Here is a 16,134-nt window from a genome sequence, read left to right as displayed (position 1 = left end):
TGCTTGTAATATAAACTTACGACAAGCGCTTGAAACGACATAGGTGAAATATATTGCTTTGTAAACAGAAAAATTACAATTAATATTTCTTTATCAGAAAATCTTTTCTTTTAACATCAAAACATTTTCAAAATGGTAATATTCGGGTAAGGTAATAGGTACAAGCACATTGAAAAAGGTGGTGTAGAATTGGCTGAAAAAGCAAAAATCGAGACCCTTCCGTCAGCTGCTGATATCTATCTGTTCCATGAGGGCACCAATTATCGCAGCTATTCTATGCTGGGTGCACACACTGCCGCTGAAGAAGGCGTTACCGGTGTGCGCTTTACCGTGTGGGCTCCTCATGCGACATATGTAGGACTAGCTGGTGATCATAATGATTGGGACGGAACACAGGGCGTGGACTCGTTATATAAGATACCCGATTCAGGATTTTGGAGTCGTTTTTTTCCGGGAATACAGCCGGGAACTTTTTACAAATACAGGATTCTTGCCTCAGATGGATCAAGTTTCCTTAAAGCGGATCCTTTTGCTTTTAAAGCTGAGGTTCGACCGGCAACGGCTTCGGTAGTAGCAGAACTGGATGGCTACCGCTGGGGAGATGCAGCATGGCGTCGGAAAAGCAAAGCTCCATATCAACAACCAATGAACATTTATGAAATGCACTTCGGTACCTGGCGTCAAAAAGAGGATGGAGAGTTCTACACCTACCGGGAAATGAGCGAGCTGTTGATTCCTTATTTGGTGGAGATGAACTATACACACGTGGAATTTATGCCGCTGGCAGAACATCCATATGATCTATCCTGGGGTTATCAAGGGACGGGGTATTTTGCGGCAACCAGCCGTTATGGCGAACCCCATGAGTTGATGTATTTGATCGATCAGCTGCATCAGGCAGGTATCGGTGTGATTTTAGATTGGGTTCCCGCTCACTTTGCCAAAGACGCACACGGATTACGTATGTTTGATGGAGCGCCACTTTATGAATATGCCGATCCAATGTTAGCTGAAAAACCAGGCTGGGGGACACTTTCGTTTGATTTCAGTAAGCCGGAGATTTCTTCATTTCTTATTTCTAATGCGCTGTTTTGGTTCGAGTATTATCATATCGACGGAATGCGTGTAGATGCGGTTACGAGTATGCTTCGATTAGATTTCGAAAAGCGGGATCATCAATATCGGCGGAATGTTAATGGTGGATTGGAGAATCTGGAGGCCATCAAATTTATCCAGAATCTGAACAAGGCTATCTTTCATTATTTCCCAAAAGCATTGATGATGGCGGAGGAGTCCAGTGCTTGGCCAGGGGTTACTGCACCAGTGCATGAAGGGGGCCTTGGCTTCAATTACAAATGGAATATGGGTTGGATGAATGATACGCTAGGCTACATAGAACATGATTTTGGTGGGCGCCCTTATCATCATAATTTACTTACGTTCCCAATATGTTATGCTTATGCCGAAAATTACGCATTGCCGCTATCGCATGATGAGGTTGTTCACGGCAAGAAGTCTTTGTTAGACAAAATGCCGGGTGCTTATGAACAAAAGTTCGCAGGTCTCAGGCAGCTGCTGGGATATCAGATCTCTCATCCCGGTAAAAAGCTTCTGTTTATGGGTGGGGAATTCGGTCAGTTTATCGAGTGGAAGGATCAGGAGCAGCTGGACTGGCTGCTGTTGGATTATGAGAGCCATCGTCGTATGCTTGCCTACACGGCTGCACTTAATAAACTGTATCGCTCCGAAAAAGCGTTGTGGGAGCTGGATCATTCTCAAGAGGGTTATCAGTGGATTGATGCGGATGACAATGATCAAAGTGTGATTTCGTATATACGCCGAGGGAAGAAACCAGGAGATACGCTGCTTATAGTCATCAATTTTCAACCGGTAGAACGGCACAATTATCGTATAGGCGTGCCACGGGCCGGGACTTATGAAGAGCTCTTTAGCTCAGAAAATGTAGAGTATGGTGGCTCCGGATTGCACAATGTCCCTCAAAAGAGCGTTAAGCTGGAATGGCACAATCAGGTGAACAGCATAGAGCTGACTCTTCCGCCCCTTAGCTTTCTGGTGTTTAAAAAAACGTCACGAATGGGTAAGAATAAAGAGGCAAAAGAGTTATAGATCTAAGTACGAATAGAGAATCCGTACAGTTTAAGGGGGAAATAATCATGAAGGTTTTATTTGCCGCAGCTGAAGCCCATCCTTTTGTCAAAACGGGTGGTTTGGCCGATGTCATTGGAGCATTACCTAAAGCGCTGAAGGCTGCCGGGGTAGATGTACGAGTGATTTTGCCTAAATATCGTGGGATTCCTGACAAGTTCACCGCTCAAATGGAGCATTTAACGGAAGTGTATGTTCCAATTGGCTGGCGAAAACAATACTGTGGAATTGAACGCATTATCTATGAGGGTATCCCCGTTTATTTTATCGACAACGAGTATTATTTTGGCCGTGATGGAATTTATGGTTATATGGACGATGGTGAACGGTTTGCGTTCTATAATCGTGCAGTGCTGGAGTGTCTGCCAGCCATTGATTTCCAGCCTGATGTACTGCATTGCCATGATTGGCACGCGGCCGTAATTCCAATGCTGCTACAGGGGCATTATCGCCACAATCCATTTTACAGTGAAATGCGGAGTGTATTTACAATACATAACCTGTTGTATCAGGGGGTGTTTCCTTATGAGGTACTTGGAGAGCTGTTAGGTCTGGATAGCAGCTATTTTGGTAGTGTGGAGTACTATGGTAATGTGAATTTCTTAAAAGGCGGGATTGTATTCAGTGATCGGGTCACGACCGTCAGTCCGACTTATTCAGAAGAAATTCGCACACCTTATTATGGTTACGGTTTGGATGTTTTGTTGAACGCACGGTCAGATGTTTTAAGTGGGATTGTGAATGGCATTGATACTAAAAGTTATAATCCAGCGACAGATTCGAGCCTTGTTACCCGTTATCGTTCTAATTTGACCAAGAAGACGGAGAACAAAGTAGCCTTGCAGGAAGAGCTGGGATTACCTGTGGATGCTAATATCCCAATGGTAGCCATGGTCACGCGTCTCGTGGACTCCAAAGGTTTAGATCTGCTTACCCGAGTGCTGGATGAGTTGCTATATCACGATGATATTCAATTTGTGCTGCTTGGAACAGGTGATGAATCCTACGAGCGTTGGTTCAAGGAAGCGGCATGGCGGTATCCGACCAAGCTGTCTTCACAGATCTTATTTAATGATGCACTCTCACGAAAAATATATGCTGCCAGCGATATCTTCCTTATGCCGTCTAAGTTTGAGCCCTGTGGCATCAGTCAGCTGCTCGCTTTACGGTATGGTAGCATACCCGTTGTCCGTGAGACAGGTGGCCTAAATGATACTGTGCACGCTTATAATGAAGAAACCGGTGAAGGCAATGGCTTTACGTTCAGCAATTATAATGCACACGATATGATGTTTACGCTACGCCGGGCGCTTTCTTTTTACAAGCAGCCTGAACATTGGAAAAAGATCACAAAAAATGCTTTCGCGGGAGATTATAGCTGGAATGTATCCGCTCAGCAGTACATGGATATCTACGATGATATAACCAGATAAAGTTTAACGAATTCTGTAATGGGTTAATAAGGGATTGCACCTGGGAGTATGGTAAATACTCTGGGAGCAGTCCTTTTTTTATGAAATTAGGAATAAACAGTCGAATGATTTAGCCAGTATAGGGGATAGTAAAAATGTATAAATTTAGCTTCAACGTGAATAAAAGTGATTTTTTAGCTGCGTATTATAGAATTCCCCTCATAGAAATCCATTAAAAGGAAGTTATTGTCACAATTATGCCTTTGCATATTCATGCGTTCTGATTTATAATAAGTCAGTCATTGGGTCAACTTAGATTTTTTCATATGAATAGGGGAGATATAGAAATGAACAAATGGGGTAAACTTAGTTTAGGAATGGTATTAGCGGTAGGTCTGCTTTCAGGCTGCGGTCAAAATAAAAATGATAATGATACCGCTGCTAGTGGTAATGCAAATTCCGGTGCAGTTACTAAAAAGCTGATTATGGGAACAAGTGCAGATTTTCCTCCGTACGAATTCCATAAAGTAGTGGACGGAAAAGATACCATCGTAGGTTTTGATATCGACATCGCTAAGGAAATTGCTGCCGACATGGGCGCTGAGCTTGAAGTTAAGGATCTGCCTTTTGATTCACTGCTTAACGAATTGTCCAGTGGACGCGTAGATATGGTGATTTCCGGTCTTAGCCCGACTGAAGAACGCAAAAAAGCGGTTGAACTTTCAGATATTTATTACAAAGCAGAACAAGCTATTGTAGTACGCGAAGCAGATAAAGATAAATACGCTACTATGGACGCGGTGAAGGGTACCAAAATTGGTGTACAGACAGGCTCTATTCAAGAAGAAATCGCCAAAGAGATTGAAGGCGCAAAGATCACCTCTCTTGGTAAAATCTCCGAGATCGTTCTGCAATTGCAATCTAACCGTATCGATACAGCAATTATTGAAGGACCTGTAGCCAAATCTTTTGTTAAGAATTTAGCGGGTCTTGTAATCACCGATGCTAAGCCTGAAGTAGAAGATGATGGATACGCAATTGGGATTAAAAAAGGCAATACAGAGCTTCTGGATAAAGTAAATGCTACACTTAAACGTCTAGAATCAGAAGGTAAGATTGATGAATATGTAGCGGCTGCCAGCGAGCTTGCTGAAAGCACGAAGTAAGGAATGTATATTGTTTTAGGTCTGCTGAAGTAAATTGTATGTGTATTACAGAAAATAGCGGAACTTTGCTATTTTCTATTTTTTTGGAGATAGGAGGATAAGATATTGGATATTACTTTATTTAGAATGGCTTATGATTATCGTGATCTTTTCTTGACTGGACTACAATATACCTTGCTACTTGCTGTTCTTGGTGTATTATTTGGCTTCATCCTTGGGATTATCGTCTCTCTACTACGCATGTCAAAATGGAGAGTGTTACGTTTCTTAGCCACAGCTTGGGTTGAATTTTTGCGGGGCACTCCAATGCTTGTGCAATTGTTTCTCATCCATTACGGGCTGGCGACATTTGGGATTGAGTTTACTCCGATTCAGTCCGGGGCGATTACACTCTCCATTAACAGTTCTGCTTATCTGGCAGAAATTTTTCGTGCCGGGATTCAGGGTGTCGATCGTGGACAAACGGAGGCCGCACGTTCACTTGGAATGAAACAAGGGATGACCATGCGTCATATTGTACTTCCTCAGGCACTTAAAAGTGTTCTTCCGGCAATCGGTAATGAGTTCATTACCATTATCAAGGAATCATCGATTATTTCATTTATCGGAGTAACGGATTTGATGTTTCAAGCTCGTACAGTTACAACGATTTCGTATGATGGCATGACACCACTCGTGATTGCTGCATTTATGTATTTTGTTCTAACATTTACGCTTTCCAAGATCCTAGGTAGACTCGAAAGGAGGCTGAATACCGATGATCGCCGTTAAGAACCTGCAGAAGCATTACGGAAAGCTGGAGATTCTCAAAGGAATCGATTTGGAGATTAAAAAGGGTGAGGTTGTCGTTGTAATCGGGCCCAGTGGTTCGGGAAAAAGTACCTTTCTGCGCTGCTTGAATTTATTGGAGCAGCCTACAGGTGGCGAGATCACTTTTGAAGGGGAATCGATCACCTCAAAGAAGCATGATATCAATGCAACGCGTGAGAAGATGGGAATGGTTTTTCAGCAGTTCAACCTTTTTCCGCACAAAACCGTTCTGCAAAACATTACGCTCGCACCGATTAAAGTAAGAAAACAGCAGCAGGCTGTGGCCGATAAATTCGCAATGGAGCTCCTCAAGACTGTAGGGCTTGAAGATAAAAAGGATGTTTATCCAGCTCAATTGTCCGGTGGACAAAAGCAGCGGATCGCGATTGCTCGTGCATTAGCCATGCAGCCCCATGTGATGCTTTTTGATGAGCCTACCTCAGCGCTTGATCCGGAAATGGTAGGAGAGGTACTTGAGGTTATGAAAAAGCTTGCCGAAGACGGAATGACAATGGTTATTGTTACACATGAGATGGGCTTTGCCCGTGAAGTGGGTGACCGCATTCTGTTTATGGATGGCGGGTTCATCGTTGAACAGGGTACTCCTGAACAAGTATTTGGTAATCCTACACATGCTCGGACTAAGGATTTTTTAAGTAAAGTATTATAAAGAATTCGTCAAAACGGCCCTGGACAAGTATCCAGTGGCCGTTTTGTTATAGGGTCCTGAGGGTAATGTGGGAATATATCGCTGGGGGCTGAGTTCATTTATTTATGTAAACCATGTATAATAGATGGTCAGTCAATCAACAGGAAAAGGAGTACATACATAATGAGAGATGATCTACGCCGGATAGGCATTATTGATATTGGTTCGAACTCCATTCGTCTTGTAATTTATGATACAACGCGCGAAGGAGGCTATAAGATCATCAAGGAGTGTAAGTACTCCGCTCGCCTTAGTGAGAAGATTACGAAGGAGAATAGACTGGAACAAAAGGACATGGAAACGATTGTTCCGGTCTTGCGGCAGTTTAAGGAAATCTGCAACGCTTTTGCAGTGGAAACCATTCGGGCGGGTGCAACGGCAGCCATTCGTAATGCGGCTAACTCAAGTGAAATAATAAGCTTTTTGTCACAATCCTCTTCCATTCCGATTGAGGTGATCAGTGGCCACCAGGAGGCATATTATGGCTTCTTGGGTGTTATTAATGCCTTTAATGTAGAGGATGGTTATGTCATTGATATTGGTGGCGGGAGTACTGAAATCACTCTTTTTTGTGAGCGGCGTTATCAACACAGCATTTCTTTCCCGTTCGGGGCAGTAAATACCAACCTAATGTTTGGCCAAGGTGGGAATTGGAGCGATGAGCAGATTCACAAGCTGCAGACTTTTGTTCTCGGCAGACTGGTTGAGCATGATTGGCTAAATGCCAAAGCTGGGCTTCCTTTATTCGGTTTAGGAGGGACGGTTCGTTCCTTAGGGAAGCTGGATCAGAAGACACGAGCATACTCATTGCCTAACTCCCATGGCTATACGATGACCAGTGAGACGATCGAGCACTTTATGAACACCTTACCTTCAATGCCTTACGAAAAACGTAAGGATTTAGATGGATTATCTAAGAGTCGGGCGGATATCATTGTATCCGGGTTGATTATTTTCCATACGGTGTATCAGTATATTGGGGCGAGTGAGGCGGTAATCAGCGGGGAAGGGCTCAGAGAAGGCTTACTGCATGATCTGCTGGAGCCGGAGCAGCCAGTGCGTGATAGTGCATTGGAATATAGCTTAAACACGATCATTCGCTTTGATATTCATACTTCTAAACGGTATTTAGATCATATCAACAAGCTAGCACTCAGCCTGTTTGACGCATTTAAAGATGAATCGAATAGAGCAGAGCACGAGATGTTAATTTACGTGTCCATCATGCTGCATCGTACGGGAACGAATATTAACTATTACCAATCCAAAAGACATACTTTGTATTGGTTGATGAATTCACCAATTCGTGGACTTACCCACCGTCAGCTTATTCTTTGCGCCATGATTGCCTCATACAGCACAAAAAGCCGGAAGCAGAAATTGTCCCAACAACATAAGGACATTTTGCTGCCATCCGACGAAGAGTGGATTCATAAGCTCGGGTCGCTTGTCCAGCTTAGCATTGCGTTGGACAGCACGGAGATTGGAATTGTAAGCGGCCTGAAGGCCAATCTGCACGGCAATACGCTTCATCTGGACTTAGAGGGCGCATCGTCACTGCTAATTGGCCTAGAGGACATTGAGAACGCGATAAAAGCATTTAAGAATGCTTGGGCGGTGAAGGTAAAACTCGGCTTCCCTTCCAACGTGTAACATCCATTGCAGCAAACTGGCTCCGGAAAGGGGCCTTTTTGTCGTCTGGTTGTTCGTAATATCCATTAGCCTGCAAGAAGCTGGCTTTAACATTATCTTTTAGAGACAACTCTAGAATCTTGACGATCTGTTTACGGATGCCGCTGTCTCTGACAGGACACATCAGCTCAATCCGGCGGGTTAGGTTTCTAGTCATCCAGTCGGCACTGGATAAATACACCTCAGGTTTGCCGCCATTTTCGAAATAATAGATCCGGGAGTGCTCCAGAAAACGGTCTACAATACTGCGTACGGTAATGTTTTCGCTTAAGCCCTCTATTCCCGGACGTAGGCAGCAAACCCCTCGCACGATTAAGTCAATGGAGACACCGGCTTGGGCTGCGCTATATAAATCGTCTATTACTTGCTGATTAGAGAGCGAGTTCATCTTGGCGATTATGCGAGCGGGTCTGCCTGCCCGCGCATGTTCAGCTTCACGCATCATTAGCTTTTGCAAGGATAAGCTCATATTCGTCGGTGCAACAATGAAGGAATGCCAGTCAAAATTAGCCGAATATCCAGTCATTTGATTAAACAGCTCAGAAGCGTCCAGTCCGATATCGCTTTGGGCGGTGAATAGACTGAGATCCGTGTAGGCCTTGGCTGTACTGTCATTATAGTTTCCTGTGCCTACATGCACGTAACGGCGCAGTTCAGGGCCTTCCTGGCGGACAATCAAGGTCACTTTGGCATGCGTTTTGAGTCCGATCAGACCATAAACGACATGACAGCCTGATTTTTCAAGCTGGCGTGCCCAAGCGATGTTCCGTTCCTCATCAAATCGAGCTTTTAACTCTACAACCACTGTAACTTGCTTACCAGACTCCGCAGCATTGGCTAGTGCAGTAATAAGTGGAGAATTTCCACTGACACGGTATAAGGTCATTTTAATCGCCATCACTTGCTCATCCTCTGAAGCTTGAATGATAAAGTCTGTCATTGCATCAAAAGACTCGTAAGGGTGGTAGACTAATACATCCCGTTCACGCAGCACCTCGAAGAAATCCTCATTTTCTTGAAATTCAGCAGGATAAACCGGCTCAATAGGTGGATAGTTCATGTAACCAAAACCTTTTAAGCTTCCGGCAAAATTACGAAGAAAGCCTAGATCAAGCGGACCTTCAATTTCAAATACGAAGTCCTCCAGCTCAAATTCCGCTTGCAGCTGCTCAAGAGCATAGGGATGGATACCTTTTTGTACTTCCAAACGGGCTGGCACCCCGCGACGACGCTTGCGCAGCTCTTTTTCGATCTCTTCCAGCAGATCCTCTGCACCTTCCTCATCGATCGTAAGATCTGAGTTACGAGTCAAACGAAACTCACTAACCGCAACAGGTTCGTAACCGCTGAATAAGGTTTGAATGTGATGGCGGATCACATCTTCAATAAATACAAATTGTCTTTTCTTACTATTAGAGCGGTGGGGAAGAGGGATACATCTTGGCAGATTCGAAGGAATTTGCAGGATAGCAAAATAAGGCTCCTCTTCAAGACCATTCTTACGAGTAAGAACAACAGCTAGGTAGATAAACTGGCTGTGCACGAGTGGAAACGGCCGGCTCTGATCAACAGCCATTGGCGTTAGTACAGGATAGATGATATCCCGGTAATACTGTTCTATGGACTGCTCTTGGGCATGGGTAAGATCCTCATAATCCACAAATACGATGCCTTCTTTATGCAAACTCCGCGAAATATCACGGAACGTCCGGTATTGATCGGCAATGATTTTGGTTACGCGTTTGATGAGGCGTTTATACAGCCCGGAAGGGGTGTAGCCTGTGAAATCTTTTTTAGTATAGCCCGCCCGGATCTGATCCTGAATTCCCGCCACACGAACGCTTATGAATTCATCCAGATTGCTCGAGACGATCGCCAGAAATCTGGCACGTTCCATTAAAGGGTTATCAGGGTCCTGCGCCTCCTTGAGTACGCGGCGGTTAAACTCGATCCAGCTCAAATCCCTATTGAGGTAAGCAGTGGCTGGACTGCTCTGATTGTTTTTAATCTCTTCTGTATTCATGGGACCTCCAAATATGCTTCGATGTCTATATCTCAAATCTATTTATCATATTCTATCATTTTACTATTGGATGAGGCACGAAATGTTAAATCTATGTAAAATCTTAAAGAATATTATTTAATTATCTTATATAATAGGATGTGATTGTCGCTATTTAGTTAACATAATCAAAATTACGTTAACTTCTTAAGGGACAAAAGACAATAATTAAACATGTTATTTCAGAATGGTAACAATTACATACGCATAGGTTACAAAATTGTGATATATTAAGTCCTGTCAGTTTTACAAATGACAACAATACATCAGGACATCACACAAGATGTACATAAGTACAGGAAATGTACACGAGCGTATACGGAAGTCATACCGCTTACGCCCATCTAAAGAGGAGGCATTTATGAAGAACAAGTTCAGAACCATTAAAACCCTTGCTGCAGTTATGGGAATTAGTGCATTGCTGCACACCGCTCCTGCTTTTGCAGACAGCGTTCATATTGCAAAGGAAGGCAATACTTTCTATACTCTATCTCAGCAATACAATGTCGGTGTTAATGATTTAATGAAAGCTAATCCAAACGTTGCTGCTCTTAATATTTACGATGGACTTAAAATAACGATCCCAAGTAAAATGCAAGCAGAGTCTGTGGCTACGACAGAAACTCCAGTGCTTACACCAAGCCTGAATGTTACTCCAGAATCAAAAACAGTTGAAGCATGGGGCAAGTCCTTTAACTACGAGAAATCGATACAAGTTAAGGCTTCTGCTTATTCCTCAGCGGCTAGTGAGAATGGAGGCTGGGGTGCCGTTGATTATTTCGGGAACCCACTCAAGCTAGGAACCATCGCAGTTGATCCAAGTGTAATTCCTCTCGGAACAAAAGTATTGGTTACCGGACATTCACACGCAGGATTGCCTAAAGAAGCTTTTCTGGCTACTGCAACCGATATGGGAAGTGCCATTAAAGGTAACCGGATAGATATCTTTATCCCAGGCAGCCAAAGCTTTGTAGCCGATTTTGGTTATCAATATGTACAATTATACATTGTTAAATAGCTAGATAAAAATATAGAGATATGAAATGGTTTTAAATAGGTTAAACAAGAAACGGAGGGAGTCCTTAGCGGCTGCCTCCGTTTCTTGTTTATTTATTTTTAGAGACCTGCAGCAATTGAGGAACGGTAACGAAAGAATAGCCACGTTTACGCATAATCGTGATAACCTCAGGTAAAGCCTGAATCGTTCCGCGAAGATCACTACCCGGCCCACCTCCACCATGCTGAAGGATAATTGCTCCTTTTCCAGCATTAGCTAAGATGTTATTTCTAACTTGAGTTTTGGAAAGTCCCTTCCAGTCCAACGAATCCACATTCCAATTTACAAGCTTATAACCATGATTTTTTGCCCATCTCAACTGTTGCTCAGAGATATCTCCATAGGGTGGACGAATCAAGCGTGGTTTATATCCGGCTAAGGTTTGAATAATGTTCTCGGTCTCAATGATCTGTGATCTGAAATCATGCATCTTTAGCTTCACAAACTGAGGATGATCATAAGAGTGATTTCCAATAGCATGTCCTTCTCTAATCATCCTCTTCACTAGAGCGGGATGTTTCTCAGCTCGGCTTCCCACCACGAAGAAGGTAGCTTTGACATGATATTTCTTAAGAACATCTAGCAATTGGGGTGTAAACCTTGGGTCAGGCACATCATCAAAAGTTAAGGCGATGACTTTATTCCGAGGACCGCTGGTCTTAAAGGTCTCGGGATATTTGTGTAATAGCTGACTCAGAGACAAGCCCTTAGTGTTCTTATTGTTGCTGCTCGTTGAATTATTTGTAGTAGAAGTTCCCGCAGATATCGCCTTGTCTTCGTCAGTGGTTTGCGTGCTTTTAATTTGATCCTGTGAGGGTTTCTGACTCTGAGCTGGGGCTGAAGCAACCTCTGCTGAAGAGGTTGGAAATAGCAGGACAATGATTGATCCTAATACTACTAGCAGTTTCTGGACTCTCCGTTGATCATACATCCCCCTATGCCTCCTTTACTACCTGATCATCACCATATTCTTCATTGTTATCTCCATTGAAGGATGAATTTATGCCGTTTCTTCAAGGGCTCTGGTAAAGATTTCTTGCACACCCTAATGCGTGTATACTAAATAGAACGGGATATTCCCGGGCCAATTATAGACAGGTGGAAGGATGGGGACAAGGATGTCAGAATTGTTTGCACCTTATGAATTGAAGGGTTTAACGCTGAAAAATCGTATTGTTATGCCGCCTATGTGCCAGTATTCGGTGGATAAAGAGGATGGAATTCCTAATGATTGGCATTTTGTTCATTATGTAAGCCGTGCTGTTGGAGGTACTGGTCTAATCATTGTCGAGATGACTGGAGTCCATCCAGACGGTAGAATAACGAACCGGGATACAGGGATTTGGAGTGATACACATATAGAGGCTTATCGTAAGCTCACAGATAGTGTACATGCCTATGGGGCAAAAATAGCCATTCAACTAGGTCATGCTGGACGTAAAGCAGTCGATGCTGAACCGCCGGTTGCCCCTTCTGCAATTCCATTTGATGCTCGTTCTAAGCAGCCACAGGCGCTTTCTAAGGAAGGCATCCTTGAGATGATAGAAGCCTTTCGTGCTGCCGCTCGTAGAGCTGTGGAGGCAGGATTTGATACTGTGGAGATTCATGGTGCGCATGGCTACTTAATTCACCAGTTTCATTCACCTCTGACCAACATCAGATTGGATGAATATGGACAAGATCCAGCACTTTTTGGAGTACAAGTAGTTACAGCAATCCGAGAAGTAGTGCCAGTAGATATGCCCTTGATCATGAGGGTTTCCGCGAAAGAATATGTTGATGGTGGATATGATGCTGACTATGCCCTGGCGTTTTGCCGCCGATATAAGGATGCTGGAGTGGATATGTTCCATGTGTCTTCAGGTGGTGAAGGTCCCATTGGCTCAAATGGTGGACCTAATGCGGGCCCAGCCTACCAAGCAGATCTGGCAGAATATATTCGCAGTGGATTACAAGTGCCAGTAATTGCGGTAGGACGGCTTGAAGCCTATTCTGAGGCACAGTCCATCATTGCAGAAAAAAGGGCGGAGCTTGTAGCTATTGGCCGTGGGATGTTAAGTGATCCTTATTGGGCTTTACATGCTGAAGAAGCGCTTGGTGGCGTACATGATGTACCTAAACCTTATGAACGTGGGATTTGGAAAAGAGGCTAGACCATTTTCGGTGTGAAGTTTGTCACAGATTTTATGCTCCTTCTAAGGCAATCTTAATAAAGATAAAATTTGAAGGAGCTTGATAACGTGGGGACGGTTCTAAGTAACGAACGGCTGACAGATGGTGTGTATCACCTTAAGGTAGAGACGAATAGTGGCGGAGCAATGGGTCAATTCTACATGTTACGGGCATGGGGAGCTTACCCCATCCTATCCAGACCCTTAAGTATACATGAAGTACACGAGGATAGTGTTGAATTTCTGTATCACGTAGTTGGGGAAGGTACGGAGATATTCTCACGACTGGGTTCAGGTGATTCGGTAGAGCTTGAGGGCCCTTTTGGAAATGGATTTCCACAGGTCGAAGGGAAGGTTGCACTCATCGGCGGTGGGATCGGAATTGCACCGCTTTATTATTGTGCGAAGCAGCTTCCGGGGAGTGATATTTTTTTGGGCTTTAGCCGTGAAGCTTACCGGACAGAAGCGTTTCGCCCACTTGCAAGTGAACTTGTAGTCGATGTTGGCGGTTTAATTTTGGATAGTGTGGATTTCAGCCAATATGATCATGTCTTTGTCTGCGGCCCACACCCTATGCTTAAAGCTGCTCAACGTAAAGGCATTGCTGCTGAAGAAGCAGGCAGTAGAACGAAAGTATACCTTTCTCTAGAGAACCGAATGGCTTGTGGGATTGGAGCCTGTCTGGTCTGCAGTGTATCCTGCCGTGATGGTCAAAAGAAGGCCTGTGCAGACGGACCTGTGTTTCTTTCTGAGGAGGTGCTTTTCCATGACTAAGTTGAACACAACAATTGCTGGCGTTCATTTTAAAAATCCAATTATAATGGCCTCTGGAACGTTTGGTTTTGGCCGTGAATATGGCAAGCTGTATGATGTGTCTCTGCTGGGCGGAATCTCTGGCAAGGGGTTAACCCTCAATCCGAAAGCGGGGAATCCCGGCACTCGTGTATACGAGACAGCTTCTGGTATGCTGAATAGTGTGGGACTCGAGAATCCGGGTGTAGCTGCATTTTTAGATAAAGAATGCCCTTATTGGGAAACACTCGATACCGCTCGTTTGGTCAACCTGGGTGGAGGCACACTTGAAGATTATGTTCTTGGAGCTGAGATGATTCAGCGGGATGCAGATGCTCGTGCGAGTGCAGGTAAGACAGCAGTAGACATGATTGAATTGAATATTTCTTGTCCAAATGTTAAAGAGGGCGGCATTGCGTTTGGGATCCAAACTTCAGAAGCTCAAAAAGTAGTACAGGCTGTTAGACGCGCAACTAAACTGCCCCTCGCTGTAAAGCTGTCGCCGGGAGCCGAAAATATCGTTGAAATGGCACAAATGTGTCAGGAGGAGGGTGCAGACGCTGTCTCGCTCATCAACACTATCTCAGGAATGAAGATTGATGTCCGGCGCAGAAGCAGTGTATTCAATAACTTATATGCTGGATTGTCTGGACCTGCGATTAAGCCTGTCGCTCTGCGTATGGTGCATCAAGTCGCACAAAACGTAACGATTCCCGTGATCGGAATGGGTGGCATCACTTCAGCAACGGATATCATCGAGTTTATTATGGCAGGTGCTGCAGTTATCCAAGTGGGAACTTATAATTTCATGAACTTGCGTGCAGGTAGTCAGCTAGTTGCAGAGCTTGAGCAATTTATGGTTGAAGAAAATATTCAATCACTGGAGGAAATACGGGGCATTATATAAAGTGAAGTAGTGAGGGGAATACTAATGACTACTAACCAGATTGATCCTGAGGATATTGAGCTGAAGGCGACGGCTGTCGGACGTGATCTCTTGCTCTTAATTAGTGGAGGTGTTCGGCATATTGGTGCGACGAGTACTGCTTATCTGGAGGGGGAGCAGGTTAAAGTACTGACTTCAGCGGTTCCTCATCATAAAGAGCACACGATAAGCGAGCCCATTGCGATCAGAGTAGCTGAAGCGCTGAACAAGACGGTCACAGTAGTGATGGGGATTCATTACGACAATCTCACGAAAGAAGGTATTATGGAAGTCGTGGAAATTGTGAATTTAAAAGTAAATCAATATTTAGCGCAACAAATATGAAACGGTAGTGGCAATTCTACGTAAAAGATAGCATGTGAGGAATTAAATTATCTTTTGGAGGAATGAAACCATGTCTATATTTAAAAGATTGCGCGATTTAACCATGTCTAATGTGAACGCGATTATTGACAAAGCAGAAGACCCGATTAAAATGACAGATCAATACATTCGTGATATGACCGAAGATTTAGAAGATGCAGAAAAAGCTGTAGCGGCGCAAATCGCCATTGAGAAGAAATTCAAACAGCTGTATGAAGAACAAGAAGCGCTTGTTAACAAACGTACCCAACAGGCTCATGCAGCAGCTCAAGCGGGTAATGTTGACCTTGCTCGCCGCGCTCTGGAAGAGAAAAATGCTGCTGAAGCTAAACTGGTAGAATACAAAGCCAGCTTTGATCAGAACAAAGCCTCTGCGGATAACCTTCGTGGCAAGCTTGAAGAGATGCGCAAACAGCTTACCCAAATGAAGAACAAACGTGAGACATTGGTTGCACGTTATAATGCTGCCAAAGCTCAAACCGAGATCAACAAGGCAATGAGCGGATTTAGTTCCGATTCAGCGTCTGCAGGACTCAAACGTATGGAAGATAAAATGCTGCAAGCAGAAGCTCAGGCTGAAGCCAGCAATGAGATGAGTTCAGGCAATAAATCTCTGGATGATGAATTCGAGAAGCTGAACAAAGATCAAGCGGTTGAAGATGAACTGGCGGCTCTGATGAAACAATACGAGAAGCAATAACATTTGATCTTTAGCCGGTTCACGGCTGGTGTTCACAGGCGAAGGGGAGACAGAAATTCGTTTCTTCTTCGCTTTATCTATGCTTATG

12 protein-coding genes and 1 pseudogene are annotated in these 16,134 nt (G+C 44.0%); 11 read left to right on the top strand and 2 right to left on the bottom strand.

Features of this window, described 5'->3' with window-relative positions; genetic code table 11:
- Positions 1-189 precede the first annotated feature (189 nt).
- The 5 genes and pseudogenes from glgB (at position 190) to MKY54_RS17200 (ending at position 7,916) form a co-directional block, all read left to right on the top strand.
- Positions 190-2,127, top strand: a complete 1,938-nt coding sequence (gene glgB / locus MKY54_RS17220; protein WP_339187259.1) for a 1,4-alpha-glucan branching protein GlgB — start codon at positions 190-192, stop codon at positions 2,125-2,127.
- A 47-nt stretch (positions 2,128-2,174) separates the two neighbouring features.
- Complete coding sequence (gene glgA, locus MKY54_RS17215; RefSeq protein WP_339187258.1) at positions 2,175-3,599, top strand: glycogen synthase GlgA; 1,425 nt, start codon at positions 2,175-2,177, stop codon at positions 3,597-3,599.
- A 452-nt stretch (positions 3,600-4,051) separates the two neighbouring features.
- A pseudogene (locus MKY54_RS17210) lies at positions 4,052-5,515 on the top strand (ABC transporter permease subunit); the annotation flags it as partial.
- Positions 5,502-6,224, top strand: coding sequence for an amino acid ABC transporter ATP-binding protein (locus tag MKY54_RS17205; protein WP_076130044.1), 723 nt, complete (start codon positions 5,502-5,504; stop codon positions 6,222-6,224). The pseudogene MKY54_RS17210 and the gene MKY54_RS17205, both read left to right, overlap by 14 nt.
- Positions 6,225-6,386: 162 nt before the next feature.
- On the top strand, positions 6,387-7,916 hold the full coding sequence (locus MKY54_RS17200; RefSeq protein ID WP_076130045.1) for a Ppx/GppA phosphatase family protein: 1,530 nt from the start codon (positions 6,387-6,389) through the stop codon (positions 7,914-7,916).
- Here MKY54_RS17200 and ppk1 read toward each other — a convergent pair.
- A complete protein-coding gene (ppk1, locus tag MKY54_RS17195) occupies positions 7,864-9,978 on the bottom strand; it encodes a polyphosphate kinase 1 (RefSeq protein ID WP_076130046.1) in 2,115 nt (704 codons plus the stop codon). The genes MKY54_RS17200 and ppk1 overlap by 53 nt on opposite strands.
- A 400-nt stretch (positions 9,979-10,378) precedes the next feature.
- On the opposite strand from ppk1, the gene MKY54_RS17190 reads away from it, so the two are divergent.
- Entirely contained in the window at positions 10,379-11,035 is a 657-nt protein-coding gene (locus MKY54_RS17190; RefSeq protein ID WP_076130047.1) for a 3D domain-containing protein, read from the top strand.
- Positions 11,036-11,123: 88 nt separating this feature from the next.
- On the opposite strand, the gene MKY54_RS17185 is transcribed toward MKY54_RS17190, so the two are convergent.
- On the bottom strand, positions 11,124-12,005 hold the full coding sequence (locus MKY54_RS17185) for a polysaccharide deacetylase family protein (RefSeq protein WP_076130048.1): 882 nt from the start codon (positions 12,003-12,005) through the stop codon (positions 11,124-11,126).
- A 187-nt stretch (positions 12,006-12,192) separates the two neighbouring features.
- Between MKY54_RS17185 and MKY54_RS17180 the strand changes: the two genes are divergently transcribed.
- The 5 genes from MKY54_RS17180 to MKY54_RS17160 all read left to right on the top strand — a co-directional run bounded on the left by MKY54_RS17180 (position 12,193) and on the right by MKY54_RS17160 (position 16,046).
- Entirely contained in the window at positions 12,193-13,227 is a 1,035-nt protein-coding gene (locus MKY54_RS17180) for an NADH:flavin oxidoreductase/NADH oxidase (RefSeq protein ID WP_076130049.1), read from the top strand.
- An 87-nt stretch (positions 13,228-13,314) separates the two neighbouring features.
- Positions 13,315-14,019 carry a dihydroorotate dehydrogenase electron transfer subunit gene (locus tag MKY54_RS17175; protein WP_076098787.1) on the top strand — a complete coding sequence of 235 codons (705 nt, stop codon included), beginning with the start codon at positions 13,315-13,317 and terminating at the stop codon, positions 14,017-14,019.
- A complete protein-coding gene (locus MKY54_RS17170) occupies positions 14,012-14,944 on the top strand; it encodes a dihydroorotate dehydrogenase (RefSeq protein WP_076098788.1) in 933 nt (310 codons plus the stop codon). The genes MKY54_RS17175 and MKY54_RS17170 overlap by 8 nt, the downstream gene beginning before the upstream one ends.
- Before the next feature lie 24 nt (positions 14,945-14,968).
- Positions 14,969-15,307 (top strand): hypothetical protein, encoded by a 339-nt coding sequence (locus tag MKY54_RS17165; protein WP_076218215.1) that lies wholly within the window; start codon positions 14,969-14,971, stop codon positions 15,305-15,307.
- Positions 15,308-15,377: 70 nt separating this feature from the next.
- Entirely contained in the window at positions 15,378-16,046 is a 669-nt protein-coding gene (locus MKY54_RS17160; protein WP_036687619.1) for a PspA/IM30 family protein, read from the top strand.
- The last annotated feature ends 88 nt before the right edge of the window (positions 16,047-16,134 follow it).

Origin of the sequence: Paenibacillus sp. FSL P2-0121, from assembly GCF_037975345.1 — a bacterium.
In the GTDB taxonomy this organism is placed as follows: Bacteria; Bacillota; Bacilli; order Paenibacillales; family Paenibacillaceae; genus Paenibacillus_AQ; species Paenibacillus_AQ odorifer.
The sequence above is the reverse complement of the archived record's forward strand: the minus strand, read 5'-3'. Positions and strand labels throughout refer to the sequence as shown.